Origin of the sequence: Chthonomonas calidirosea T49, from assembly GCF_000427095.1 — a bacterium.
In the GTDB taxonomy this organism is placed as follows: Bacteria; Armatimonadota; Chthonomonadetes; order Chthonomonadales; family Chthonomonadaceae; genus Chthonomonas; species Chthonomonas calidirosea.
On the sequence record NC_021487.1, the window covers coordinates 3,197,242 to 3,222,020 of the forward strand.

General features: G+C 53.7%; 19 protein-coding genes. 13 read left to right on the top strand and 6 right to left on the bottom strand.

Going from position 1 to position 24,779, the window contains the following annotated elements; translation table 11 throughout:
• Positions 1 to 10: 10 nt before the first annotated feature.
• From CCALI_RS13425 to CCALI_RS13435, 3 genes are all read left to right on the top strand, one after another.
• Positions 11 to 871 carry a hypothetical protein gene (locus CCALI_RS13425; protein WP_016484013.1) on the top strand — a complete coding sequence of 287 codons (861 nt, stop codon included), beginning with the start codon at positions 11 to 13 and terminating at the stop codon, positions 869 to 871.
• A 3-nt stretch (positions 872 to 874) separates the two neighbouring features.
• The gene (locus tag CCALI_RS13430) at positions 875 to 1,672 is read left to right on the top strand and encodes a hypothetical protein (RefSeq protein WP_016484014.1); all 798 of its coding nucleotides are present in this window, start codon (positions 875 to 877) and stop codon (positions 1,670 to 1,672) included.
• Between the two features lie 97 nt (positions 1,673 to 1,769).
• Positions 1,770 to 3,854, top strand: coding sequence for a thioredoxin domain-containing protein (locus tag CCALI_RS13435; RefSeq protein WP_016484015.1), 2,085 nt, complete (start codon positions 1,770 to 1,772; stop codon positions 3,852 to 3,854).
• Between the two features lie 234 nt (positions 3,855 to 4,088).
• Here the strand turns inward: CCALI_RS13435 and CCALI_RS13440 are convergent, their stop codons facing one another.
• A complete protein-coding gene (locus tag CCALI_RS13440; RefSeq protein WP_016484017.1) occupies positions 4,089 to 4,649 on the bottom strand; it encodes a hypothetical protein in 561 nt (186 codons plus the stop codon).
• A 1,775-nt stretch (positions 4,650 to 6,424) separates the two neighbouring features.
• Here CCALI_RS13440 and CCALI_RS13445 point away from each other — a divergent pair.
• The 4 genes from CCALI_RS13445 (at position 6,425) to CCALI_RS13460 (ending at position 9,820) form a co-directional block, all read left to right on the top strand.
• Positions 6,425 to 7,162 (top strand): RNA polymerase sigma factor, encoded by a 738-nt coding sequence (locus tag CCALI_RS13445; RefSeq protein ID WP_016484018.1) that lies wholly within the window; start codon positions 6,425 to 6,427, stop codon positions 7,160 to 7,162.
• 4 nt (positions 7,163 to 7,166) lie between these two features.
• Positions 7,167 to 8,348 carry a hypothetical protein gene (locus tag CCALI_RS13450; RefSeq protein ID WP_016484019.1) on the top strand — a complete coding sequence of 394 codons (1,182 nt, stop codon included), beginning with the start codon at positions 7,167 to 7,169 and terminating at the stop codon, positions 8,346 to 8,348.
• Positions 8,348 to 9,301, top strand: a complete 954-nt coding sequence (locus tag CCALI_RS13455) for a hypothetical protein (RefSeq protein WP_016484020.1) — start codon at positions 8,348 to 8,350, stop codon at positions 9,299 to 9,301. Before CCALI_RS13450 ends, CCALI_RS13455 begins: the two co-directional genes overlap by 1 nt.
• Positions 9,302 to 9,511: 210 nt before the next feature.
• Positions 9,512 to 9,820 carry a hypothetical protein gene (locus CCALI_RS13460; RefSeq protein ID WP_016484021.1) on the top strand — a complete coding sequence of 103 codons (309 nt, stop codon included), beginning with the start codon at positions 9,512 to 9,514 and terminating at the stop codon, positions 9,818 to 9,820.
• A gap of 70 nt (positions 9,821 to 9,890) precedes the next feature.
• Here the strand turns inward: CCALI_RS13460 and CCALI_RS13465 are convergent, their stop codons facing one another.
• From CCALI_RS13465 to CCALI_RS13475, 3 genes are all read right to left on the bottom strand, one after another.
• The gene (locus CCALI_RS13465; RefSeq protein WP_081648407.1) at positions 9,891 to 10,925 is read right to left on the bottom strand and encodes a PilZ domain-containing protein; all 1,035 of its coding nucleotides are present in this window, start codon (positions 10,923 to 10,925) and stop codon (positions 9,891 to 9,893) included.
• A 211-nt stretch (positions 10,926 to 11,136) separates the two neighbouring features.
• Positions 11,137 to 12,372, bottom strand: a complete 1,236-nt coding sequence (locus CCALI_RS13470) for a sigma-54-dependent transcriptional regulator (RefSeq protein WP_016484023.1) — start codon at positions 12,370 to 12,372, stop codon at positions 11,137 to 11,139.
• Positions 12,373 to 12,550: 178 nt separating this feature from the next.
• Complete coding sequence (locus CCALI_RS13475; RefSeq protein WP_016484024.1) at positions 12,551 to 15,181, bottom strand: GAF domain-containing sensor histidine kinase; 2,631 nt, start codon at positions 15,179 to 15,181, stop codon at positions 12,551 to 12,553.
• A gap of 317 nt (positions 15,182 to 15,498) precedes the next feature.
• Between CCALI_RS13475 and efp the strand changes: the two genes are divergently transcribed.
• The 6 genes from efp to CCALI_RS13510 all read left to right on the top strand — a co-directional run bounded on the left by efp (position 15,499) and on the right by CCALI_RS13510 (position 21,888).
• A complete protein-coding gene (efp, locus tag CCALI_RS13485; RefSeq protein ID WP_016484025.1) occupies positions 15,499 to 16,065 on the top strand; it encodes an elongation factor P in 567 nt (188 codons plus the stop codon).
• Positions 16,066 to 16,241: 176 nt separating this feature from the next.
• Positions 16,242 to 17,456, top strand: a complete 1,215-nt coding sequence (locus CCALI_RS13490) for a hypothetical protein (RefSeq protein WP_016484026.1) — start codon at positions 16,242 to 16,244, stop codon at positions 17,454 to 17,456.
• Positions 17,457 to 17,486: 30 nt separating this feature from the next.
• On the top strand, positions 17,487 to 17,927 hold the full coding sequence (locus CCALI_RS15540; protein ID WP_016484027.1) for an acetyl-CoA carboxylase biotin carboxyl carrier protein: 441 nt from the start codon (positions 17,487 to 17,489) through the stop codon (positions 17,925 to 17,927).
• Positions 17,928 to 17,934: 7 nt separating this feature from the next.
• Positions 17,935 to 19,293: an acetyl-CoA carboxylase biotin carboxylase subunit gene (accC, locus tag CCALI_RS13500; RefSeq protein WP_016484028.1), complete on the top strand. Its 1,359-nt coding sequence runs from the start codon at positions 17,935 to 17,937 to the stop codon at positions 19,291 to 19,293.
• A gap of 40 nt (positions 19,294 to 19,333) precedes the next feature.
• Positions 19,334 to 20,644, top strand: coding sequence for an SGNH/GDSL hydrolase family protein (locus CCALI_RS13505; protein ID WP_016484029.1), 1,311 nt, complete (start codon positions 19,334 to 19,336; stop codon positions 20,642 to 20,644).
• Between the two features lie 17 nt (positions 20,645 to 20,661).
• A complete protein-coding gene (locus CCALI_RS13510) occupies positions 20,662 to 21,888 on the top strand; it encodes a GNAT family N-acetyltransferase (protein ID WP_016484030.1) in 1,227 nt (408 codons plus the stop codon).
• A gap of 90 nt (positions 21,889 to 21,978) precedes the next feature.
• On the opposite strand, the gene CCALI_RS13515 is transcribed toward CCALI_RS13510, so the two are convergent.
• Positions 21,979 to 22,947, bottom strand: a complete 969-nt coding sequence (locus CCALI_RS13515; RefSeq protein WP_016484031.1) for a class II fructose-bisphosphate aldolase — start codon at positions 22,945 to 22,947, stop codon at positions 21,979 to 21,981.
• Between the two features lie 301 nt (positions 22,948 to 23,248).
• Positions 23,249 to 24,739, bottom strand: a complete 1,491-nt coding sequence (gene hslU, locus CCALI_RS13520; protein ID WP_016484032.1) for an ATP-dependent protease ATPase subunit HslU — start codon at positions 24,737 to 24,739, stop codon at positions 23,249 to 23,251.
• Positions 24,740 to 24,779 lie beyond the last annotated feature (40 nt).

Below are 24,779 nucleotides of genomic sequence, written 5' to 3' on the forward strand. Positions count from 1 at the left end.
AGCAGGTACCATGCTAAGACGACTACAATCTCTGGATAGGCGCTATCTGTACGCACTGCTTCTGTTATCGGTGACGCTGCCCTTCTTTGTTCCGTTTCAACTTCCTGTGGCCGTTACGTCTACCACCAAGAAACTTTACGATGCTATCGAAAGGCTTCCTGCCAACAGCTTCGTCCTTGTTGGGGTAGATTGGTCTGCCGGATCGCGCGGGGAGAACCGTCCTCAAACCGAGATCATTCTGCGCCATCTCATGGCGCGCCACCTACGTTTTGCTCTCCTTGCCTTCTCGGATCCGCAAGGAGCGACGTTAGGCGAGGAGTTGGCCAGAGAGATCGCGCGTCAATACGGCTATGTAGAGGGCGTGAACTGGGTTAACTTCGGCTATCGTGTGGACATGGTGAACTGGTTGAAGGCGTTTATCCAGAATGTGCCACAGCAGGTGAAAACCGATGTGCGAGGCTTTCCTGTGGCCAATTTGCCGGTGATGCAGGGCATTCACACGGCGCGCGATATCACCATGGCGATAGACATTACCCCGACAGCCTCCTACCAATACTACATTCAGTTTTTAACTCAGCCGCTCCATATGCCCCTTGGTGTGGGGCTTACGGCGGTGATGGCACCGGAAGCCTATAACTATGTGGACAGTGGGCAGCTTGTCGGCATGATGGCAGGCCTAACCGGAGCGGCAGAGTATCAGGCGCTTTTTGCCCAACAATACGACCCTCGTCTGCCTTTGCATAGTCGGGTCAACGCCTACAGCAACGCGAACTCCATAGCCCATCTGCTGATCATCACCTTTATTCTGCTGGGCAATGTGGCCATGCTTTTGGAAAGACGTAGCCGGCTTCGCGCCACTAGGAGAGGCTAGCCGATGTCCTTAGCGAGCTGGATCGTACAGAATCAAAACACGCTCTATCTGCTTGTAGGGGCTTTTGCGACGCTGGGTCTCTATTCGGTGCTCTACCGGGAGAACCGCCTCTATCGCCTTTGTGAGCACGTTTTCCTTGGCGTGGCCACCGGCTATGCCGTTGCGTTCACGTGGAACAACGTGCTCGAACCTTATTGGTTTCAGCCACTCTGGATGAAAGGAGAGTGGTGGCTGGCTGTGCTCCTGTTTCCGGGGCTGCTTTACTACTGTGTGTTCTCCAAGACCTACAACTGGATGGCACGCCTGATCATAGGGTTCTACATGGGGATCGCTGCCGGACAGGGCTTTCAGTCCTTTGTAAACGACCTCTGGCCCCAGATCGTGAATACCTTTCGGCCGCTCTGGCCCCATCCCGCATTTTCGGCCACACCGAGGCATAAGGCCATTCCGGCCGTTAGTCCCTTTCAAGCTTTCTCCAATCTCCTTTTTCTGATCATCCTGCTATGTGTGTTGACCTATTTCTTCTTTGCCTTTGAACAGAAGAGTAGGGCGGTACGTGGGGCTTCGCAGGTTGGGCGGTGGGTGATGATGCTTAGCTTCGGCGCCATCTTCGGTCTTACTATGATGGCTCGTCTGGCATTGCTCATTGACCGCATGTATTTCTTGCTTTTTGAGGTGGGGACTTTGCCCTGGCTACATACGCCTCCCGATCGCCCTTCGTGGGTTATCTTCGGCATCCTTATGGGGCTTGTTGTGTTGGTGCTTGTACTTGCGCATTTCCATAAGCCGGATCGTGCGTAAAGGCGGTATATCGCTTGCTGAAATCGCGAAACGTGCTGTCATCGCTCCTGCGCTTGGCGTATCTATACATAAGTTTCACCACGAAGGAAAACACCCTATGTCGGAAAATAGAGCCCCTACCAATAGGCTCATCCACGAAACGAGCCCCTACCTGCTTCAGCATGCCCATAATCCGGTGGACTGGTATCCATGGGGGGAAGAGGCGCTTCGACGCGCCAAAGAGGAGCAAAAACCCATTCTGCTCTCCATTGGTTATTCGGCCTGCCATTGGTGCCATGTGATGGAGCGAGAGTGTTTTGAGAACCCTGAGATCGCGGCGCAGATGAATCGCGATTTCGTTAACATCAAGGTAGATAGAGAGGAGCGACCCGACCTCGATGCCATCTATATGAATGCCGTGGTGGCCATGACGGGGCAGGGTGGCTGGCCGCTTACCGTCTTCCTCACCCCAGACGGGGTGCCATTTTTCGGAGGGACCTACTTTCCCCCGGAAGATCGTTATGGTCGTCCCGGCTTTCCACGCGTGCTGACGGCGGTGGCCGAAGCCTGGCGCACCAGGCATGCCGAGATCGAGGCTCAAAGTCGCCTCATGCTCCAAGAGCTGTCACGCTCGCTTGTGCCTGAGGAGGGGGTGCCGATGCCCCTCACACCCGATCTCCTTGAGAAGGCTTATAGGGCTTTTGCCGAATCGTTCGATGCGGCTTACGGTGGGTTTGGGGGAGCCCCTAAGTTTCCCCAAGCGTCGGGGTTAGAGTTTCTCATGCGTTACTATCTGCTGACAAAACGCGTTGGGGCGCTAGAGATGGTAGAAAAGACGCTGCAGCAGATGGCGCTTGGTGGATTGCGCGATCAGTTGGGTGGGGGCTTTCATCGCTACAGTGTGGATGCCCGTTGGCTAGTGCCGCATTTTGAAAAGATGCTTTACGACAACGCCCAACTCATTCGTGTCTACCTCCATGCTGCGCAGATAACCGGCAACGCGCTTTACCGTGATGTGGTGGCAGATACGTGCAACTACGCTTTACGCGAGATGCGCTCGCCGGAAGGAGGATTTTACTCTGCGCAAGATGCCGACAGCGAGGGAGAAGAGGGAAAATACTATGTTTGGCGGCTAGAGGAGGTAAAGGCTGTTTTAGAAGAGAACGAGGCAAAACTGTTTTGTGCTTTCTATGATGTCACTGAAGCGGGAAATTGGGAGGGACGCTCCATTCTACATGTCGCGATGCCTTTGCAGCAGCTGGCCGAGCGGTTTGGAATAACGTTGGAGCAGGCTGCGGAGAGGCTTGCAAGCGCGCGGGCCAAGTTGCTGGCCTATCGCATGCAGCGTGTGCCTCCCGCGACCGACGATAAGGTCTTAACCGCATGGAACGGGCTGATGCTTTCCGCATTGGCCGAGAGTGGGGCGGTGTTGGAAGAGAGGCGGTTTTTAGAGGCCGCAGAAGGCTGCGGCCGGTTTATCGAGCAGCACCTAACCTACCGCGATGCGGAGGGAAGGCTAAGGCTCTATCATCTGTTTGCTAAGGGGCACGCGAAAGGTGTCGGGCTATTAGAGGACTACGCCTTTTGCATAGAGGGGTTTCTCTGTCTTTATGAGGCGACCTTGCAAGAACATTGGCTCGCGTTGGCTAGGGAGCTAGCTAAAAGTACGTTGAGCCAATTTGAGGACACCGAGTCAGGCGGATTTTTCACCACCCCGCCGGAGCAGAACGACCTGATCTATCGGCCGATGGACTGGACGGATGACGCGCTCCCTTCTGGCAACTCGGTGATGTCGGAGGTGTTGCAAAGGCTTGCTTTGTTGACCGGCGAAGCGGAGCTTCGCGAGGCCGCCTTGCGAACGCTACGGCGCATGGTTCCTCTCATGGAGCGCTATCCAACCTCCTTTTCTCGCGCCCTCTGCGCCTTGTGTTTTTACCTGTCGGATCCACAGGAGGTGGCGCTGCTAGGGTCAAAGGAGGCGTTAGAGGACTTTCTGCGGGTTTTGCGCGAGACCTATCGGCCCAATCTGGTGCTGGCACAAGCCGATACGGCGGAAGCAGCAAACGCCTCTGGGTTGGCTTTGTTGGAAGGGAAGACGCTTGTAGAAGGTCGGCCTACCGCCTACGTCTGCAAAAATTACGCCTGTAAAGCACCTACCACCGAGCCGATGCTTTTGCGGCAGCAGTTAAGTTCTGGACAGTAAAGGCATCGTCGAGGCCTGCGCACCCCTCTCGGCCCTTCTCTAATTTGGAGGAGCATAGGGACGATGAGCCCATCGCCTTTTTGGCAAAGTTGTGGCTTTACTGAGGGGGAATCTACAAGAATGACCGCATGTATCTCAGGCTCGCTTGTTAAGGTGGAGGTATTTTTGGCGAAAAAAGGGGTAGGATGCATTTCGTCATCCTACCCAGAAAGTGCCTTTTTGTTTGGGAAAGAGTTAGCGGCGTTTGCGGAACCCTAGGAAGCCCGCACCGACCAGCATGGTGGCCATAGCCACAGAGCTGCCCAATTCGGGCGTGCTAGCAGAGAATTGACCGCTGAACGCGCCCATTGTACCGTTCCACGAAGTGGTAGTGCCGGTGAAGGTACCTGAGGAGTTTTGCGGAATGTAGCTCTGAATACTGGGATCGATGCTGGAGTATTTGATACCGCTCACAGCGAACGTCGCAATGTTCTGAAAGGTCTGAAAGATGCTCATGGTTCCATTTGAGAAGTGGAACATGAGATTGTTCGCGGAGTCTTTCAAGTCACCTTGGATGCCGTGTGGACCGGAGCCGCTCACCGTGAGTGTGTAGTTTGGACCTGCGCCAGGTGAGATAGGATTTGCTGAGAGATCGGTCAATTTGACCAGCTCAGAGCTCGGGCTGGCGAAACCGGTTGACGTCGGTTGAAAGCTACCGCTAACGAAGAGGTATTGAATGCCGTTCGCCTTGGCAAACCCCGGAGCGAGGAGCAAAGCTCCTATAGCCGCTCCAACAAACCATTTGATGGATCGCATTCTGATTTTTCGTTCCTCCTTCGCACTAGTGTGTGGATGACCATTCTTGGGCTCCATCGCCGCACTACCTTGTCCCTCCCCCACACAAGGTCAGAGCCACGACAGACACCCACTTTTCTATCATGCAATTTCCGTGCCAAGTTAGCACGTTAGAGGAGTAAGTGATGGTTCTTTGGTATGATATTTCCTTGCTAGAAATATCTTTATTATAAGAAAGACTAATAGGAGTCCGCTAGAAATTCTCGGCTTGTAACTTTACAAGCCGAGAAGCAGGATGTGTCTGGTCTGATTTACAAGATCAAAAGCACTATCCTTTTCGACGTAGGCCTAATAAATCAGAGCCCAAACGCATCGTCATCATTGTCACCGAGCTACCAAGTTCCGGGGTATTGGCCGAGAATTGGCCATTGAATTGCCCTGCCTTCCCATTCCAAGTCCCGGCGGTAGATCCGGTGAAGCTGCCATAAGCGTTATTGGGTATCAGGTTCTGTAGACCCGGAATAACATTACTATATTTTAGCACGGTAACAGCGAATACGGCGTTCGAACCAGCGGTCTGGAAGACACTCAGTGTGCCTTGCGAAAAGTCGAACAACGTGGTTGCACCGTTCTTCAAGCCGCCAATAACGTTACTTGTAGGTGGCGATAGGGTTTGGACGTTCAATGAATAGGTACCGGTAAACCTGGTATTGACGACCCATCCAAGTGCTGAATGATCACCCTTTCTGTGCCGTTCAGGCCACTTGCTGGAGACCAGTTAAACACCTTGGACACATGGGTCTATTGTATACCGCTGATGCCGGCTTGCGCGGCGAAGGGGTAGCTCAACAACACCTCTATAGCGGCTCCGAAGAGCCATTTCCTTACCTTCATTCTTCCCTCCCTCCATTCTCCATAGAGACTAGCTATTAAGGTAATCTTCTCCGCCTGTTCGGCATGAGGTAGCAGATAAGTCTCTCTCAATTATCCTTAATGCAATTTCCGTGTCAAAACACATAAGTTCTATAAGGTTGAGTTCGGTTCATGAATGTTTTTTCTTAATAAAAATCATCAAAAAGTAGCTCCACTAATATTATTGAGAAGTATAACCTTTGGACGGAGCAGATACAAACACAGGGTAGGACACAGGCACTTGTATCCTACCCATGAGAAGATTAGCTGTAAACGGTTTTTCAGCGACGTTTGCGGAACCCTAGGAAGCCTGCACCAACCAGCATGGTGGCCATCGCAACTGAACAGCCTAGCTCTGGTGTAGTGGCCGAGAACTGACCGTTGAATTTACCGCTAGGGGCCGACCAAGTTCCTACTGCAGAACCCGTAAAACTTCCTTTGGAGCCGTTGAAAAGATACTGCGGCTGATTTAGCTGTGGGGCAACATTGGAATAGGTGATGTTGCGCACTATAAAAAAGTTGCGTTATTGCCAGGCGCTTGGAAAACGGTAACCGTCCCCTCCAGAGAAGTCAAACAGCGTTGTACCAAGTTTATCCGTTAGGCTTCCGTGGACAATACCACCTGAATTGACGACATGAAGGTTAAAAGCGCCGTTTGAACTAATGGGAGCGAAAGGAGAGAATGGAGAGTTAAGCATGCTATTAATGCAATTTAATGCCAATTTTTTGAAATGCCATGCCTCTAGGAAGAGAGTACTGTCGTTGTTACGATAATGGATACCCGCATACTTAGTTCGTAACCTAACGGCCCACGGAAACGTCTAAACGATGAAACCTACCTGTTAGGGAACCGATGAGAGCCTAAGGATATGAGGACGTAGAAGATGGCATGGATAGAGGGGGTCTGGATGAGCCAAGAGCGACCCGCCCCGAAGACCAAAAGGCGGTCGTATGCGCCCAATTCGCCTTCGGAAGTCCCAACGGCAGAAACGAGAAGGGTACAAAAGGATGCCGACCCATCGGCTCATGAGGAGGAACGTTGGAACGAGGCGGCTCTCATCGCGCGTACCCTGCAAGGGGATCGAACGGCCTTCGATGTGCTCTTTAGGCGCTATCAAGACTACGTATACCGAATCGTATACGGTATTGTGGGCAACGCGGAGGAGGCAAAAGACCTTACTCAGGACGTTTTCCTTCAGGCGTTTCGCTCGCTAGGCCGATTTCGTGGGCAAGCCAAATTCGCCACCTGGCTCTATCGTATTGCGGTGAACCGCGCCACCGATGCCGTTCGCACCGCCCAACGAAAACGCTTTTTGCCTTTGTGGGACTGGATGGTGAGCAGCGCTTCAGAGACAGCGGATTGTCGGGAGTTCCCCGAAGTGGAGACCACGCGCGGGCAGGTTCAAGAGGCGCTGTTGCGCTGCCCGCTAGTTTTGCGCCAAGCGTTGGTTTTGCGCTACTACAATGAGTGCAGTTTGGAGGAGATGGCGGAGATATTGAACTGTTCGACCGATGCCGTTAAGGTACGCCTGCATCGAGCGCGCGCAATGTTTCGACAGGTCTATGGGGTAGTTTGCCGTGAAGAAGAGCCGCTGGCCTCGGAAACGCGATCGGAGGAGTGAGACGATGAAATTGAGTTCCTATCGCGCGTGTGCGAAAGCTCGGCAACAGATGCAGATGCTTTTGGATGCATCCTCATTCGAATCGCTTCCGCAGAGCTTGGAGAGGCACCTTGAACAGTGCGCGGCTTGTCGGGAGATGTGGCGCCTCTTTCTCTTCTATGAAAACCTTTTACGTGCCGGCCGCGCCCAAATTCCCGATGGGGGCGATCTTCTTCCGGCTTTCCATCGGCGGTTGGCGGCTCTGCCACCATCAAGGAGGACGAGCTACTCCGGAAAATGGGAAAGTTTTCCGGAGACCCTTCGGCGACGCTGGCAGCTGATAGCAGGGCTAGGTGCCGCTACGATGGCCACGATGGCCGTGCTATGGATGGTAGCGGCCAGAACGCTTTTTCTGTCAATTGACCGAAGTTCACCTGCCGTGTTGCCACCGAAGACCGCCGGCCTTCATAGCAGCCGGGCCGTAAAGGGGTCGCAATCTCACACTGTGACCCTCCAACGGCCGTCTCTTGCACAGCGAACTCCTGAGTTCGTAAGACCGCACCTCGATAACCAAAAAACTGTCTCCTCTAGCTTGGCACGTAAAGCCCCGCAAATAGCCCTTCGCACCGCTTTGCCAGGAGCGGAGGTACCTAGCTCCAGAAAATTGGAAGAGGTTTTGGTAGCCTCGATGTTGGCGATGAGGGAAAAGGAGGCCTCACCTCAGAGAGTCGTGCAATTTTCTGGAAACCCCCATATCGCCCTAGACGCTCTGATGCGATCTAAGCCCATGATACCGGTGCCGATGGGCTCATTTGGTGACCAAAGTTTACTAGATGGTAGCCTAAACGTTCCCGAGAACCTCAGGCACGCATCAGCGACCTTGATGGCCGGAGCTTTTGCTGCGCCTGACAGTGTGCTGGCGCAAAAACTGAAAGAGAATGCTGTGGTGCCGCAGAATCGGGCGTCAATGTCTGAAAGGAAGGGCGCTCTACCCACAAAAATGGCAGGATTTGCTGGTGCCGGATTTTCTTTGGATCTCCATTCCGGCCTTGAAGGGAACGTACCTATTCGTCTTCATGTCGTGGACCCCAGGCGCGGATTCACCGGCACCTTGCAAGTGATTCCCAATAGCTCGTCAAACAGCAGTGCGCCGACCATCACTTTCCAAGAAGCTCTCATTCCAAAAACGGAAGGAGGTCAACCCTAATGCGATCTATTTTTCGATTCCTCTTGTTTGTGCCGATCATTTTTGTTGGCTGCATCGCAGGTTATGCACAGATAGGCCCGGCGCCAGCCGTAGAGCTAGAAGCTCCCTTCACACTTCAAGGGGATGCAAGTAGCCTAACGCTTTCAGCTAACAATGCGGACGTGCGTGAGGTGCTCCATGCCCTCTTTCTTCAAGCACATCGCCAATATGTGCCCGACGCCACCGTGATGGGGCGGGTAACTCTCCTACTGATCCATCAGCCGTTTCATGTGGTGCTCGATAGTGTGTGCCGTCAAGCGTTTCTTGCCTATCGGGTAGATGAGCATGGAATCTATCATATCTACCAGGATGAGGCCGCCTTGCGTCAGACCTTTGCCCGCATCAAGCTGCTCAACGGACTTACAGCCCAGCAACTGAACAACTATCTTCGCTCGCAGTCCCCGAATCCGGCCGATGTTCCAACGGCCCCACTGCATAGTCTCACTCCGCAGCCTTTGCTGCCTAATGTTGTGACCAAAACCCTACCAAAACTACCCGCGTCGCCCTCACAAGATTTAATGCAGTCGGAAGCGCAGTTTCAGAAGACGTGGCAGCAGTATCAGGCTTTTCAGCGGCGATCGGCTCTGTTAAGCGATGAGTACGCGATGGTGCGTATGAACGTGCCAGACGGGAAACCGATTCCGGTGGCAGAGGTATTGCGTGATTTCAGCGAGCAGTCGGGTGTTCCGATCTATGTAGACCCTATTATCGCTCAGGACTCAAATTTCCGTATTGATGGCACGCTGATAAGCCCTTTGCCGGAGGCGTTAAACCTAATAGGCCTTGTTGCTCATCTTTCTGTGTACAAGGTAAATTCGGCCTATTTTGTGACCACGGCGCCTGATTTCCGAATCTTTTACGGGGATACCAGTAAACCCAAGGCCTCCTATCCGCCTTCAGCCTCAGGCCGTTGAAGAACTGAGAAACGTTTTGGTCGTGTTCTTCCGTAGAATAGGCGGGGTCGGCAGAAGGAATTTTCTTTTGTTCTGTCGAAATTTCCCATTACTTCAACTGCAAGCGTTTACAATGAAAAACAAAAGGCTTGCGGAAGGTGCCTATCTATTATCCTGCTGAATGCATTCTCTGCATTCAGAAAACTCAACACTTTAAGGAGGCAAAGAGAGATGCAAAAGTTGTTCACTCGTTTGGGGACGGCCATCGCGTTGGTGGCCCTGGTTGGCACCGGTGCGCTCGCTAAGCCGCCCGTTCATCATGCGGTAAAGAAAGCCACCCAACCCAAATGCCCAGCCTGCGGCATGTTCCTTGCCAGCAAGAAGACGGCGAAAATGACTCGTGCCGTGAAGATCAAAGGAAAGACCTACTACTGCTGCGCCAAGTGCGATATGTCCAAAATGGAACACCATACCATGAAGGGACATAAAATGGAACACCATACCATGAAGGGACATACACGCTCTAAGGGCACAAAGTAGCTGTTTGTGGGACGCAGTGCCGTTACTTTGCGAAAGGTATCGGCTCCCAGAAAGAAGATAGAAGGCTCCTCTAGGAGCCCTCTATCTTCTTAGCAACGATCTGTTTCAGTTCTTGCTTTGTTGGATAGGGAATACGGGTGAACTGCAAGGCTACGGTATAGCGGTTCCCTTGTAGAGACTGTGGTTTGCAGCGCTGCACTTCGCCTTCTAGTTGGAGGGTTTTTGGGGCGATATTCTCAAGGACAATGCGAACCGTTTGGCCGTCTGTAAGAGGCACAGGTGAGATAAGAGCACACCCCCCTAGACTAAGGTCGGTCAGTACGGCGTGTAACTCCTCTTGAGAGGGAAGGGGTTGAAGACGTACTTCTGCTTGCAAGGCGACCCTTGGATATTGGCGACGTTGAAAACGGTGTAAGGTTTGCGGCATCTGTAGCTTCCATGCCCAAACGATCTGTTGCTGACGGTCGAGGATTTTAGTGGCAAAACGGTAGAGAGCCGTCTCACCGGTGAGCTCTACATGGATGCGTGTTCCTATGGTTATATCTGGAGGAAGGGTGACTTGCGGCTCGCCCGTTACCCAAAAAGCGTCTTGTTCGACCTGCAGAATGCGTGTGCTGGATTGACCCTGTGGGCTTCTTAGCAGGACTTGCTGGCCTACGGCGAAGAGATGGAGCTGCGGTTCCGTTGGAGGGGCGAGGGCTTTTCGTTGAGCCTGATCTATCAATTGACGCAGGGTTTCTATGGTGAACGGTTTTATAAGGACGGAGGCGATGCCTAGCCGACGAAGGCTCATCCAGAGGGAAAGACGATCTTCTGGGGCGAGGAGAACGAGGGCCGAAGAGGGGCAGAGAGCACAGAGTTTTGGAAGCAGGGTCTCCGTGTCAGGAAGCAAGATATCCCAAAGAATGAGGTCGGGATTACGTTCTACGGCCTGGCGCAGGCCTACAGGGCCTCTTGCCAGAGGAATGACTTCGAAGGCTCCATAGTGCTCCAGGCTGGCCTCAATGATGCGACTAATGTAAGGGTCGGCATCGGCGACCAGAAGGCAAAATCGCTCGGTAACATGTTCCTCCTCGTTCGCATCGGTGGAGTGGGCGCACATCATCTCTCCCCTTTACAGCCTAGTGGGTGAGGCTTTCTTTAAAGTCTTAGTTGATTTGTTCTCGAGAGGGTAAAAAAAGAGGTTGCCTCCTCGCATTTTTCATAGTGCAATTTCCGTGCCATTCTTACGGCAAAAACAGGAAATTTACAGGAAGATCCAATAGGATGCTTTCATTCGCCTTGTTCGTTTAAAATGATTTGTAGGACGATGCCCACTAAGCGATAAAATGCCGAATGGAGGCGGGAAGCAGGGCGGGAGAAAGCGTTTTTTCGTTCGGGTCGGCCAGGACCACAGCGCGTTCTATGGTATTTTCTAGCTCCCGAACATTGCCAGGCCAGGAGTAGCGTAGGAGGAGCGCTTCGACCTCAGGCGATATCTCCGTTAGCTGGCGTCGGTTCTGGGCGCTAAAACGCGCGAGGAAATGACGGGCAAGTGGCACTATATCCTCACGACGTTCGCGTAAGGGGGGCACATGAATGGTCACAATGTTGAGGCGGAAATAGAGGTCTTGGCGGAATTTGCCCTCCTTCACCGCAGCATCAAGGTCATGATTGGTGGCAGCAATGAGGCGCACATCCACTTTTGTGGTTTTGGTAGCACCTACCCGTTCAAACTCCCACGTCTGCAGAACTCGTAAGAGCTTTACTTGCATGAGAGGGGGAATGTCGCCGATCTCATCAAGAAAGAGCGTACCGTTGTGGGCTAGCTCGAAACGGCCTGGTTTCGCCGTGGTAGCCCCAGTAAACGCGTTCTTCTCGTGGCCAAACAGTTCGCTCTCTAGCAGGGTTTCTGGCAGGGCTGCACAAGAGACGGCGATGAAGGGGCCGCTGGCACGCGAGCTTTTCTCGTGAAGGGCGCGAGCGATCAACTCTTTGCCGGTGCCACTTTCACCCGTGATCAGTACGGTTGCCCGTGTGTCGGCAGCACGTTCAACGATATCGTAGACCTCCTGCATGGCTGGGCTAATACATCGGAGCGGGTTATCGTAGAGGGAGGCGGCGCCTTTATCATGTTTGTCCGTTTTTTTCTTCTCTTGGGGAAGAGATGGTAACGATTGTGTGTGAGCACGATACTCCAGGGCACGTTTAACGGTGAGCTTTATCTCGTCAATATCGAAAGGCTTTTGTAGATAGTCGAAGGCCCCGCAGCGTGTGGCTTCCACCGCCGAGCGAATGGTGCCATAGGCGGTGAGAATGATAGCGACACAGTTTGGATGGAGGCGTTTGATCTGTTGTAGCACCTCCACGCCGCTCAGGCCGGGCATGATGAGGTCGCAGATAAGCACATCAATGGGTTGCGATTTTGCGTACTCTAGAGCGCGCTGTCCGTTTTCAGCAGTAAAGACAGTGTGCCCTTCTGGCATGAAGAGCGCTTGAAGAGCACGTCGAATGTTAGGCTCGTCATCCACAATCAGGATATTTAGACTCTCTAAAGAGGTACGGGTAACCATAGGAAAAACCTCACCGGCCGTCTATTGATTATCGGCTTTAAGGGCGTCTGATAGAGATCTTAGGAAACATGCGTCTGCCCAAGTACATAGGTTTGAGAAGAGGATAGGACGCAGAGCGATGGGCTTATTCGGTTTGTAGGAAACGTCTTCACTCTATTTGATGTCAAAACGGAAGCATTTAGTTCCCTGCCCATCTTTGCTCGCCTAACCGTAGGGTAGGAAGCGGTAAATCGGTGTCGAACAGAATGGGAGGTGAGGGAGGTAGGAAGATGCGAAAACAGGCGCCTTCTCCGCGTTGGCTCTCCACCTCAATGTGCCCGCCGTGCTGTTCCAGCAGTTTTACCACGATAGGAAGGCCTAAACCCGTTCCTTTCGGGCGAGTGGTTACAAAGGGTTGGAAAATGCGCTCTTTGTCTTCGGGCGCTATGCCTTCTCCGTTGTCTTTCACCTCGATAACGAATCGAAGATGGGTGGGTTCGTAACGGGCTGCTATCTCTAACTCTCCTTGTTCATTCATCGCCTGCACCGCATTCGACACGAGGTTGCGTAGTATCTGTTGAAGGTGCACGGGGTCGGCTTGCAAAGGGGGCATGGGGGTTTGCAAGTTCCAATGGAGGGTGATGTGCTGTTCGTCAAGCATTGGCTGCATTGTTTGTAGGGCCGTTTGGAGGAAGCTGGCAAGATCGATGGTCTGTGGGTGGGGGGGTGTGGGGCGAGAGAACTCGAGAAGCTCTCCGGTTAGGCGGGTTAGGTCATCTACTTCCGCGAGAATGATCTCTGTCCACTCGGAGGCTAGACCATGGCTTTGTAGCTCTCTTTGAAGGATCTGGGTGCCGGCCCTTATGGGCGAGAGAGCGTTGCGAACTTCATGAGCCATTTTGGCTGCGAGTTGTCCGATGTCGGCGAGTCGCCGCATACGCTCGATCTCGCGCTCTAACGCGATCTCTTGGGTGATGTCTTCTAAAATCAGCACCACGCCGGAGGGCTCGTTTCCGGGCTCTGGAAGCCCGGAAACATGGAGAGCGACCGTCTTAGGCTGTGCGCCGGGGAAATGAAGAGGGAAGCGCTGGCGCAGCATGGCTTCTCCTGAAGAGCGCGCGCGCTCCACAAGCCGTCGGAATATCTCCTTCTCGCGTTGAGGAATGGAGAGCTTCTCGACAAGTTGATCGAGGGAGCAACCACGACATTTCGAGGCGGATATTCCTAGGATCTTCTCTACAGCAGGGTTACAACGGGTGATGATGCCGTGACTATCGGCGGAGAGAATGGCGATGTCAATGGAGCGGAGCACGCGCTCTGTGTAGGCTTGTAGTTTGCGCGCCGTCTCCATACTCGTCCGCATAGCGATATAGAGACGAGCGTTCTCAATGGCTATACCGGCTTGCCCAACAAAAGCGTTGAGCAGGTTCAACTGGGTGGGCAGAATAGGTTTTTTTCTTGTGCGATTGTCCGCCACGAGAATGGCGAAGCACTCACCATGGGAGTTACGGATAGGGGCGAGCACAAGTAGGTTGGAGCCGAGGGCACGTGCAAATCCGCGCAGCAAACGCGCCACTTTATCGGAAAGGTTCTGTGGGTGACGTGGGTCAAACACCAGTGCGCCCTGCGCTTCGGCAATAAACTTTAGGATGCCCTCATGGACAGGCAGCGGCTGGCGCATGACCTCGTCAGGATAGCCATGCCAACTAATAGGCATAAAAGCGTTCTTCTTATCCGCTTGGAGATAAAGAGCACACCGTGGAAAGCCCACAACACTGCATATCTCCTCCACAAGCTTTGTCGCAAGAGAGTGGAGATCCGTCGTCGAGATAAGCGCGTTGGTCAGAGTAGAAAGCTTTCTCATCTCGGCTGCGCGAGCTTTCAGATCGGTATGAAGGCGCATGCTAGAGAGGGCAAGGGCCGTGTGAGCCGCAAAAACGGAAAATAGTTTCAGATCCTCCGTATTAAAATCTTTAGCAGGGCGTCTGCGACGCACCGAAAGCACACCGAGCACTTGATGGGTTTGATCTTCGAGAGGAAAAAGCATGGAAGAGCCGATATCTTGGTTTTTCATCCCCCCCGAAGGGCGTGGACTTTGGGCCGAGTCCACGATAAGCATAGGTTGGCCGGAAAGAACGACGCGACCGGCTAAGCCTTCCTCAAGCCTCTGCTCCTTTTGGATAAGCCCCTCAGGGAGGCCATAGGCTGCCACCAGTCGTAGGCAGGTTTTGTGTTCATCTAGGAGCATGAGAGAGCAGGCTTGGGCATCCATCATGCGGGCGGTGCGCTCTACCACGGTTTGCAGCAGTCGAGGAATATCTTGCGGGTCGGTTGCCTGGCCGATTTCGTAGATGGCAGCCATCTCGTTGAGGCGAACGCGCAAGCTCTCTTCGGCCTCTTCGAGGCGTTGGGTGGTGCGCTCTAAAGCAAAGCGATAGCCGAGGAGGGCGGAGGCCGCATCGAGCATTTCTGCAAGGGACTGTGCTGTAGATTGCTCTTCCGAGAATATCCAAGAAACAAGCCCTGTGATCTCGGCCGCTTTTCCGAAGCTACAAACGATAACGTGCTTCCCCATGGCTTCGAGAGTCGGTTTTGGGAGAGCTGCCAATTGGAGATCCCCGTAAGGATAGAAGCGGACCATCGTCTCATCGGCTAACTCCACGCAGAGCGCCACGAGTGCAAAAGAGTCGTGCAGCATCTGATACAGCGCCTCTGCTCCTGCCGGGGCAGAAGGGGCTTCCGTCACCGCTTTGAGAAGCTTTGGAAGATAGTTATAGGTTTCACTCTCTCCGTTGAAATGAGAAGGTGATAGGTTTTGTTCCGACCCCAATGCTGTTCTCCTCCGTAGCGTTGTTTTGCGCTGACGGTTATAGGCCTGAGGGCCTTTGCACGCCAAAAAGCAAACCACCCTATACACTTGATAACGATTCTAGTGTACACTATCTTTTCGAGGAAGCGTCCATAAAAAGGGATAACTTTCTGCGTGTACCTAACCGGTGGCGTTCTAGGCGTCGGTTTGCCGTGGGCTTTCTCAATAGAACCGGCGATGATGTGCTTGTACCTCGAAAAACCTGTGTGCTATAATAGCGCTCTGTAAAAGAAGTTCGATGCAGGTACTATCTCTGCTTGTAATAAGGAGTTTTCAGCGTGCCGAAAGTAGATACCGCCGATTTTAAAAATGGGCTATCCATCATTGTAGATGGAGAAATCTACACCATTGTTTGGTTTCAACATCATAAGCCGGGAAAGGGAGGTGCCGTTATGCGAACGAAACTTCGTAATCTGCGCACCGGGGCTATCATCGATCGCACCTTCAACGCCGGTGAAAAGTTCGAACAGGCAGTGCTTCAAAGATACCCTATGCAGTATCTTTATCACCAGGATGATGAGTATGTGTTGATGAACCCGCAGACCTATGAGCAGGTCAGCGTCAACAAGGCGACGTTTGGAGAAGCGATCAAATATCTCAAAGATGGTATGGAAGTGACGGTGATCGAGCACGAAGGTCGAATTCTTGGGGCAGAAGTTCCCTACTTTGTCGAGTTAGAGGTCGTTGAAACGGACCCTGGCGTTAAGGGCGATACGGTTTCGGGCGGATCAAAGCCCGCTAAACTTGAGACAGGAGCTGTGATTTCCGTGCCCCTTTTCGTCAACGTTGGCGATAAGGTAAAGGTAGATACACGCACCGATACCTACTTGGAGAGAGTGAAGTAGCGTACTGCAAGAAGTCCTCTTACTTATTAGATGCATAGAATTTTAGTGATGGACTTCACCAACGCGCCGCCGAAGCCGGTGGCTACGTTCCATCAAAATTGCCGAAACCGTCTATTGCTCGGGTTTGTCTATGAAGACGTAGCCACCGGTTAGCGTATGTAAGAGAGGAGAGGCGCATGATGGCAAAGAATGGTTCCGAATCGACAAGACCCGTTTGGTTGAGCGATAATGTAGTCACCTTTCTGCAAAGGGTGTTTCTTACAACAACACTGATTGCGTTACTTCTCATAGGTTATCTGCTCTATGGGCTTCTTTCTGGACGATTGGCCGACGCTGCCCAAAGTACTCCAGAAGCCAAAGCCCATGCCATGTGGCTTGTACAGAATCTCTCCTTAGGTATAGATATCGTTTTGCCTGTGGCCATTCTCACCGGCTGTGTGCTGTTTTTGGAGAGTGAAGTTACCCCTATTGTGCTGCTGTTGTTGTCAGGGTTCTTCGCCTACGGTGTCAACTTCCTTATAGACTATCTCAGCGCCAACAACGCACGCATCAAGTACGGTCCTCTCTCTGCGGCAGCGCTGAGTGAGGTGAGAAATGTGGCCACCATGCTGCTTGTGCCTGGAATTCTGCTCTTTCTACGAGAGACCTTCCGTAGAATACGCGATGCCCGCTATCGGCAAGACCTGCTTCAGGTGAAGTATGGTGGCGATGTCAAAAAAGAAAATGTGCCTCGAGCGCTTATTGGGGCGTTAGCAAAATGTTGGCAGCTGCCCTATTGTCGCAGCAGCATTCGCGTGCGCTGCCCGATCTATCTGGCACGCACTCGCTGCTGGCGCGAGCGAGTAGGTTGTATGTGTGAGGAAAGCATTGTTATCCTCGCAATGGGTAAAAAAGATCGGGACGAAGAGGCACCCCAAGAGACCAAATCGGGATTTACGCCCATAGGTGACCTCATTACCAAGCATGAGGCGGAAAGCCAAAAGCAGATTCCCACACGTAAGGGGCCGCGTGGAGTGCGCATTCCCGTGAACCCCTATCTAAGCGCCGCGCAAAAACGCGAGCGCTGCCGCCGGTGTATTATCTACCAAGAGCACGAGAGGCAGAAGTACCAACTGGTCTCTAGCCTTGTCATCGTTGCCGTGCCCATCGTGGTGGTGCTAAACTTCAATTTGCTGCTAAACTGGATGACCTCTCTGCTGCAAGAGCTAGATGTCCTCATTGGAAAGCTTTCGTTTATTCCTGGAGGCACTCCGGAACCGCTCGTACATGTAACGAACCAGCTGACCGATTCTACCCTCATGGAGGGTATTCTAGTTATATGTCTCGTTTTGTTAGCGCTCTCGGCCGTCCTACGCGGCTTAGAGTATCTCTTCTTCAATCTACAAATTTAGCCATCGGCTGTTCGCTTAGGGAGAAAAGGCTTGGACTTTGAAGAGTTAGAACGCCTTGTTGATCTCATACAGCAGGCCTCCATCTGCGAAATCACGCTTAAACGGGGGGATCAGCGCATCACTATAAGACGCTCTCTCCACCCTGTCTTTCCACCAAATCAGGAGATGTGTCTCGCTACCTCCGAGGACGAAATGGAGCTGGCCGAAACATCTCTTAGTGAGGAGTCTCTCAGAACAGAGACCGCTTACGTTAAGGCCCCCCTCGTTGGTATTTTTACCCATGTGCGCCCTCAAGTAAAGGTGGGTACGCCGGTGAATGAAGGCCAAGTGATCGCCCAGATCGAGGCGATGGGCATTAAAAATGAGGTTGTTGCGCCCATCAAAGGAGTCGTGCAGGAGGTATTTGTGGAGGACATGCAGCCTGTAGAGTACGATCAAGAGCTTTTTCTGATTACCTCGGAGAGGCCATAACGCCATTATGTTCAAGAAGATACTGATTGCCAATCGGGGCGAGATCGCTGTGCGCATTCTACGCGCTTGTCGAGAGATGCGCATCAAGACCGTGGCGATCCACTCTACCGCGGATACCGATTCCCTCCATGTCCAACTCGCCGACGAATCGGTGTGCGTGGGGCCGCCGGCTCCGAAGGATAGCTATCTCAATATACCCAATATCATTAGCGCCGCTCTGATCACCGGCGCCGATGCCATCCATCCTGGGATCGGGTTCCTCTCAGAGCGAGCGGTTTTTGCCGAGGCTTGCGAGGCACACGGCATCAAGTTTATCGGCCCGTCCGCCAGTGTCATGGAACGTATGGGCGACAAGGCAACGGCTCGCGAAACCATGCGGGCCGCGGGAGTGCCTATCGTCCCCGGCTCCAATGGGCCGGTTGCGGACGAACAAGAGGCCTTAAGCTTAGGGCGCAAAATAGGCTTTCCCTTGCTCATCAAGGCCGCCCACGGAGGTGGGGGGCGTGGCATTCGGCTCGTGCAAAACGAAGAGGAGTTGGCACGTCAAATTGAGCTGGCGCGATCAGAAGCGGCCGCTGCCTTCGGAAGTTCGGCCGTCTACCTTGAAAAATTTGTTGAGGAGCCGCGCCATATTGAGGTACAGGTTCTTGCCGATGAACACGGCAATGTGCTGCATCTAGGGGAGCGCGAATGCTCCGTGCAGAACCTGCGGCATCAGAAACTGATTGAGGAGGCACCGGCTGTCTGTTTAAACCCAGAACAACGTCGCCGCCTTGGCGAGGCCGCCGTTCGTGCTGCGCGCGCTATCGGTTATACCAATGCGGGCACCATCGAGTTTTTGGTAGATCGTCGAGGCGAGTTCTACTTTATGGAGATGAACAAGCGGCTTCAAGTAGAGCACTGCGTTACCGAGATGGTGACCGGAATAGACATTGTGAAAGAGCAGATTCGCATTGCTGCCGGTGAGAAACTTTCCTTCAACCAAAAAGAGATTCGGTGGCAAGGACACGCCATCGAGTGCCGTATCAACGCCGAAGACCCCGATAACAACTTTGCTCCCTCCGCCGGTCGCATCGAGCAGGTCGTATTGCCAGGAGGCTATGGGGTGCGGGTAGACACACATATTATGTGTGGATATATGGTGCCACCCTATTACGACCCGCTGTTGGCCAAAGTCATCGTTTGGGATAACGATAGGGCGGGAGCCATTGCGCGGATGCAGCGCTGTCTTCAAGAGATGCGCATCGAGGGCATCAAAACCAACATCGGTTTTCAATTGCGCATCCTCAACAACGCCTTCTATCGGCGTGGTGAACTCACCACAGATTTTGTACAACGTCGTATTCTTAGTGCGCAGCGGTCTTAAGTCTTAAGAAATCAAAGAAACTCTCGTAAAGGAGCTGAAAGTGCGCTTTTTGAGTCATCTCCACAACATGGCCATCGTCGGCCTGCTGTGTGCTTTTCTTCCCGCCATCGCTCGGGCGGATAAGCCAACTCCTTTCTATCTGCACAACGGTGATCGCGTGGTGTTCTATGGCGATAGCATCACCGAACAACGCCGCTACACCACCTACATCGAGACGTATTGCGTGGCGCATTTCCCCAAAGAGCATTTCACGTTCATCAATTCAGGTTGGGGCGGCGACCGCGTTACCGGAGGGGGCGGAGGCCCTATTGATTTGCGCCTCAAGCGCGATGTGCTGGCTTATAAACCCACGGTGGTGACGATCTGCCTCGGTATGAACGATGCCGGTTATCGGCCTTTCAGCCCACAGCTCTACCAGACCTTTATTCAGGGCTATCGGCATATCATTGAAACGCTGGAAAAAAACCTGCCGGGCGTCCGCATCACGTTGCTCACCGCCCCGGCCTACGACGATGTAACCCGTCCCCCCAATTTCCCTGGGGGCTACAACTCCGTGTTAACGGCTTTCAACGAGGGCGTGAAAGAGCTTGCCCGTGAGTACCATCTGGTGTTGGCCGATACGAACGCGCCGCTAGTAAGCCTGTTGGCGCGCGCCATCGTGGCCGACCCCAAACTTGCTCTCACCATTATCCCCGATAGAGTTCACCCCGACTACAGTGGGCATCTGATAATGGCTTCGGCCGTGCTGTTGGCCTGGAACGCTCCTTCCACCGTGGCGGATGTCGAGATTGATGCCAACAGCGGCCAGCTGACCCATGCTGAAAATACCCACATAACCCACCTTCAGACGACAAACGGCACCGTGTCGTTTGATGAAACCGATAACTCTTTGCCGTGGCCGTTCGATCGCGATCCGAATAAGAACCCCGCTACCTTGCTTGCACTCTCCTGCAGCGATGTGGAAAACGAGCTGAACCGTTATCAGTTAAAGGTTACAGGGCTTACTGCCGCCGCCTATACGCTGAAGGTGGACGGGCAGAACGTGGCGCAGCTGACCCCACAAGAGCTTGCCCAAGGGATAGACCTTGCCGCGCTTCCCATGCTGCCTACCTGCGCGCAGGCTCAAAAAGTGCTCGATCTTGCCAATCGCCATGTCGCTCTCCATTTCCAGAGGTGGCGTGTGGTTCAAGTGCCGAACGCCAACGGCTTGGAGGTTCCTCCTGCCATACACCAGCAGATGGACGCGCTGGATTCGCAGGAAGCTGAGGTTGTGGCACAAGAGCGTTTGGCTGCTTTACCCACCACGCACCATGTTGAATTGGTGCCCTCGACAACCTCCCCTTCACCCTAACGTTCTAGAAAAACGCGATGGAGACAATCGGTTGCGCTCGGCCAGAGGAGCTAGACGCCGTATTGCACGTAATGTGCAAAGCGTTTGGGATGAACTTTGCCGTAGCGCGACCGATCTTTTACGCCGATCCTCACATAGCGCCAGAGAACAAGTTGGTGGTGCGCAAAGCGGGGCAGGTGGTCAGCTGCCTAAGTCTGTCGGAGCATCTCTGCTGGATAGGGCAGGCGCAGGTGAAGCTTGCCGGTATTGCTGGGGTGGCCACATTGCCGGAATTTCAACGCCAAGGCTTAGCGACTCGGTTACTGAACTTTGCCTACGATACGCTGAAGGAACGGGGGTTTGCCTTGGCTGCCCTCCTGCCTCTTAACGCCCTCTACTACCAAAGGCGGGGCTGGGAAACGATCGGTTGCGCCACCTGTTTTCAGATAGACCGACAGGCGTTGCCGCCAGCCCCGGCAAGCAGGGGACTTCGGAAGGTTGAAGTGAACGATGCGGAGTTGCTGGCAGCGACCTTCCCTTCCGTAGCAGCGGGAAAAACTTTGCGCCTGCAGCGCGACGCGTTGCGCTGGCGCCGCCTCATTGAGCGACTTCCCGGTGGGTACCTTTATTTCGACGAGTTGGGGCGACTGAAGGGATGGCTGTTTTATGACTATCGCTTGGGAAGCGTGGAAATAGGGGCGCAGCGTGCAAGACTACCTACTCTGCAGATCCAAGAGCTTTATGCGCCAACGCCCGAGGCACAAAGCGCCTTCATAGGATATTTAGCGCGTCAGCGCCGCACGGAGATAGTTGAATACTCCACCACTCACCATGAGCTAGCCGAAAGCGGTTTAGCGCCTTACGTTAAGTCGCAAGAGCGGGCGCTCAACTGTATGGCGCGCGTTATTCGCTTCGACCAGGTGCTGGAGGCCTTAAAGGCAAATTGGGACGCCGTAAGAAGCGATTTTCCGTTGGCTCTAAAGCTGTACGACCCCTATCCGCAGCCCTCCATGCAGTATGTGGAGCTACATCTGAATGGCGCTACGAGTGTTGTTAAGAGCATATCGGAAGAGAGGTACGAGCAACATCGGCAACGTGCAGTGGGCACGGCTCAAAGTTGGGTGCAGGTGCTTGTAGGCACGACGGGTGCTTTGCAGGCCTGCGAGGAGGGGAGATTGTCGCCTTCCAACCCAGAGACCCAAGCGCTTTTAGGGCAGATGTTTCCTCCACGCCATCCCTATCTGTCCCCACTGGACAATTTCTAAAGCGGGCTTCCTTATCTCGATAAGCAAAAGGCCCAGGCTCTCAACACGAAAGCCTGGGCGGGGATGTCTACGGGAAATGGGTCGTTGCTGTTAACGCACGACCGCGAGACTAGAAAGCGCGTGATCCCGTGCAGCCTCAAGCTGTCCGGCTGAACCAAGCAACTGGTTGCGGCTTACAATGAATTTGGCATATTCCGCCATAAAGATTTTGCCGGGGCCGCGAAGGTCGAACTCGGCGGGATGGTCTCGGAAATACTCGCGGTGCACGCGCGTCCAAACCAAACGCCCATCGGTATCTATGTTGATTTTACAGACACCCAGTTTCGCTGCGGGCAGATACTGATTTGGGTCTACCCCTTTGCTCCCTTTAATGCAACCGCCCGCTGCGTTAATACGGTCTACCTCCTCTTGCGGAACCGAGGAGGAGCCATGCATGACGAGGGGAAAGCCGGGAAGCCGCTTTTGAATTTCCGCAAGTCGGTCGAAACGGATGGTTTGGGAGCCGGAGAATTTGTAGGCGCCGTGGCTCGTTCCGATAGCGCAGGCCAAGGAATCGCAGCCGGTGCGCTTTACGAACTCATAGGCTTCATCGGGATCGGTAAGGCAGGCGTTCTTTTCATCTACTTTCACATCCTCTTCAACCCCGCCCAGCATTCCTAGCTCCGCTTCCACGGAGATACCGCGGCGGTGGGCAGCTTCCACTACCCGTCGGGTGATCTCCACGTTCTCTTCAAAAGGATGATGGGAAGCATCTATCATCACCGAGGAGTAGAAACCGCTTTCGATGCAGTCGTAAGCCGTCTGTTCGTCGCCATGATCGAGGTGAACGGCGAAGAGGGCTTCGGGGAATATCTCGTCCGCCGCACGAATAATGGCTTCGAGCATCCGCTTATCGGTATAAGAGCGAGCCCCTTTGCTGATTTGGATGATGAACGGAGCCTGCGATTCGATGCAGCCGCGGAAAAGCCCCATAGCCTGCTCGAGGTTGTTGATGTTGTAGGCGCCGAGGGCATATTTGCCGTAGGCATGCTCAAACAGCACTTTGGTGGGAACGATCATGAACTAGGTATCCTCCTATCAAGACATCTCTTGCGGAGCGAGCCGCGTTCTCTGCTCGCGGGCCTTGCGCCATTGCAAGTGGGCGCGCATCAAAATGAGTCTAGCATGACAAGCTCGTTCCGTTGCTGTCGTAGCAACTTGTGCAAGGGAATCTAAGTATAGCCTCTACAGTTAAAAATGTCAAGCCCGTTCAATCGCAAGCGTTTCTAGGGATAGGAGGATACGCTGGGCACTAGGACGCTGTCCCTTTCAATGACAGTGAAGGGAGCCCGCCGAGGGCAGCCAACATGGCTGCCCTTCTTCAAAGAATGTAACGGCTGAGATCTTCGTTTTGCACGATGTCCATAAGGCGTTCGCGCACATACGCAGCATCAATGGTGATCTGTTTTTCTGGCAGGTCGGGTGCACGGAAGGAGATATCTTCTAGAACGCGCTCCATGATGGTATGAAGGCGACGCGCCCCAATGTTTTCGCTGCGCCGATTCACTTCGGCGGCCATTTTAGCGATCTCGGCAATGGCGTCGTCGGTGAACTCCACGGTGATGCCTTCGGTGGCCATAAGGGCCTTGTATTGGCGCACAAGGGCGTTCCGTGGCTCCGTTAGGATGCGCTTATAGTCCTCCTCATTCAGGCTCTCTAGCTCAACACGAATGGGCAGACGACCTTGCAGCTCTGGGATGAGATCGGAGGGACGCGCCACATGGAAAGCTCCGGCGGCTATGAAGAGAATGTGGTCGGTACGCACAGGGCCGTACTTTGTGTTGACTGTAGAGCCTTCTATAATGGGCAGAATATCTCGCTGCACCCCTTCTCGCGAGACATCCGGGCCGCCTTGTGAAGCTCGCCCTGTGGAGGCGATCTTATCTATCTCATCCACAAAGATGATACCGCTCTGCTCCGTGCGCTCGATGGCTTCGCGCACAACGGCCTCTCGGTCTACTAAGGCCTGCGCCTCCTCTTGCGCGAAGATCTGTTTCGCCTCGGCAATGGTCACTTGGCGTTGTTTGTGGCGTCGGGGCATGATCTTCCCAAGCGCGCTTTGGAGGTCTATCTCCTCCATGCCCTGCGGGGAAAATATCTGCATGAAGGGAGGGCCTTGCGATTCCTCAACCTCAATGGTGATCATCTCGTTATCGCGGGCGCCAGAGGCGACCTGTTGGCGCAGCACCTCGCGAATGCGCTCGATTCGCTTTAGATCGCGCTCTTCTTCGGAGGAGGTTTCCGACGATGTTTCCGGTGAGGCGGTAGAAGGGGATGGGGCGGAGCGGGCACCGGTTTGCGCACCGCTGAACCATTCGCTGAACATGCGGCGCACGTCGGCAGCGATATCCTCTGCCTGTTTGGTGGCACGTCGCTTGGCGCTGGGTAGGGGTTGCAAGATGTCCACAATGCGCTCTACGGCGCGCTCCATGGCCTTCTCCTGCACCTCTGCCATCTTTTCCGCTTCCACCATGCGCATCGCAACCTGAACCAGATCACGTATCATCGAGTCGACGTCGCGTCCTACATAGCCCACTTCGGTAAACTTGGTGGCCTCCACTTTAATGAAAGGTGCGCGCGCTAGGGTGGCGAGCCGGCGGGCGATCTCTGTTTTCCCAACCCCGGTGGGGCCGATCATCAGAATGTTTTTGGGAATGACCTCATCCCGAAGCTCGGGTGGGAGAAGGCGGCGACGATAGCGGTTACGCAACGCAATCGCCACGGCGCGTTTCGCCTTCTGCTGCCCAACAATGTAGCGGTCAAGCTCCTCAACGATCTGTGCCGGGGTTAAATCTTCCACGATATCGGGCATAATCTCTTTTTTCCTCTATTAGATTTCGGGTAGTTGATGT

Excerpts from the sequence above, each read along its gene's own strand:
- CCALI_RS13460 (WP_016484021.1), top strand. The coding sequence starts at position 9,512 with ATGCAAAAGTTGTTCACTCGTTTGGGGACGGCCATCGCGTTGGTGGCC.
- CCALI_RS13455 (WP_016484020.1), top strand. The coding sequence starts at position 8,348 with ATGCGATCTATTTTTCGATTCCTCTTGTTTGTGCCGATCATTTTTGTT.
- CCALI_RS13515 (WP_016484031.1), bottom strand. The coding sequence starts at position 22,947 with ATGATCGTTCCCACCAAAGTGCTGTTTGAGCATGCCTACGGCAAATAT.
- CCALI_RS13465 (WP_081648407.1), bottom strand. The coding sequence starts at position 10,925 with ATGATGTGCGCCCACTCCACCGATGCGAACGAGGAGGAACATGTTACC.
- CCALI_RS13425 (WP_016484013.1), top strand. The coding sequence starts at position 11 with ATGCTAAGACGACTACAATCTCTGGATAGGCGCTATCTGTACGCACTG.
- accC (WP_016484028.1), top strand. The coding sequence starts at position 17,935 with ATGTTCAAGAAGATACTGATTGCCAATCGGGGCGAGATCGCTGTGCGC.
- CCALI_RS13450 (WP_016484019.1), top strand. The coding sequence starts at position 7,167 with ATGAAATTGAGTTCCTATCGCGCGTGTGCGAAAGCTCGGCAACAGATG.
- CCALI_RS13470 (WP_016484023.1), bottom strand. The coding sequence starts at position 12,372 with ATGGTTACCCGTACCTCTTTAGAGAGTCTAAATATCCTGATTGTGGAT.
- CCALI_RS13430 (WP_016484014.1), top strand. The coding sequence starts at position 875 with ATGTCCTTAGCGAGCTGGATCGTACAGAATCAAAACACGCTCTATCTG.
- hslU (WP_016484032.1), bottom strand. The coding sequence starts at position 24,739 with ATGCCCGATATCGTGGAAGATTTAACCCCGGCACAGATCGTTGAGGAG.
- CCALI_RS13440 (WP_016484017.1), bottom strand. The coding sequence starts at position 4,649 with ATGCGATCCATCAAATGGTTTGTTGGAGCGGCTATAGGAGCTTTGCTC.
- CCALI_RS13490 (WP_016484026.1), top strand. The coding sequence starts at position 16,242 with ATGATGGCAAAGAATGGTTCCGAATCGACAAGACCCGTTTGGTTGAGC.
- CCALI_RS13445 (WP_016484018.1), top strand. The coding sequence starts at position 6,425 with ATGGCATGGATAGAGGGGGTCTGGATGAGCCAAGAGCGACCCGCCCCG.
- CCALI_RS13510 (WP_016484030.1), top strand. The coding sequence starts at position 20,662 with ATGGAGACAATCGGTTGCGCTCGGCCAGAGGAGCTAGACGCCGTATTG.
- CCALI_RS13435 (WP_016484015.1), top strand. The coding sequence starts at position 1,770 with ATGTCGGAAAATAGAGCCCCTACCAATAGGCTCATCCACGAAACGAGC.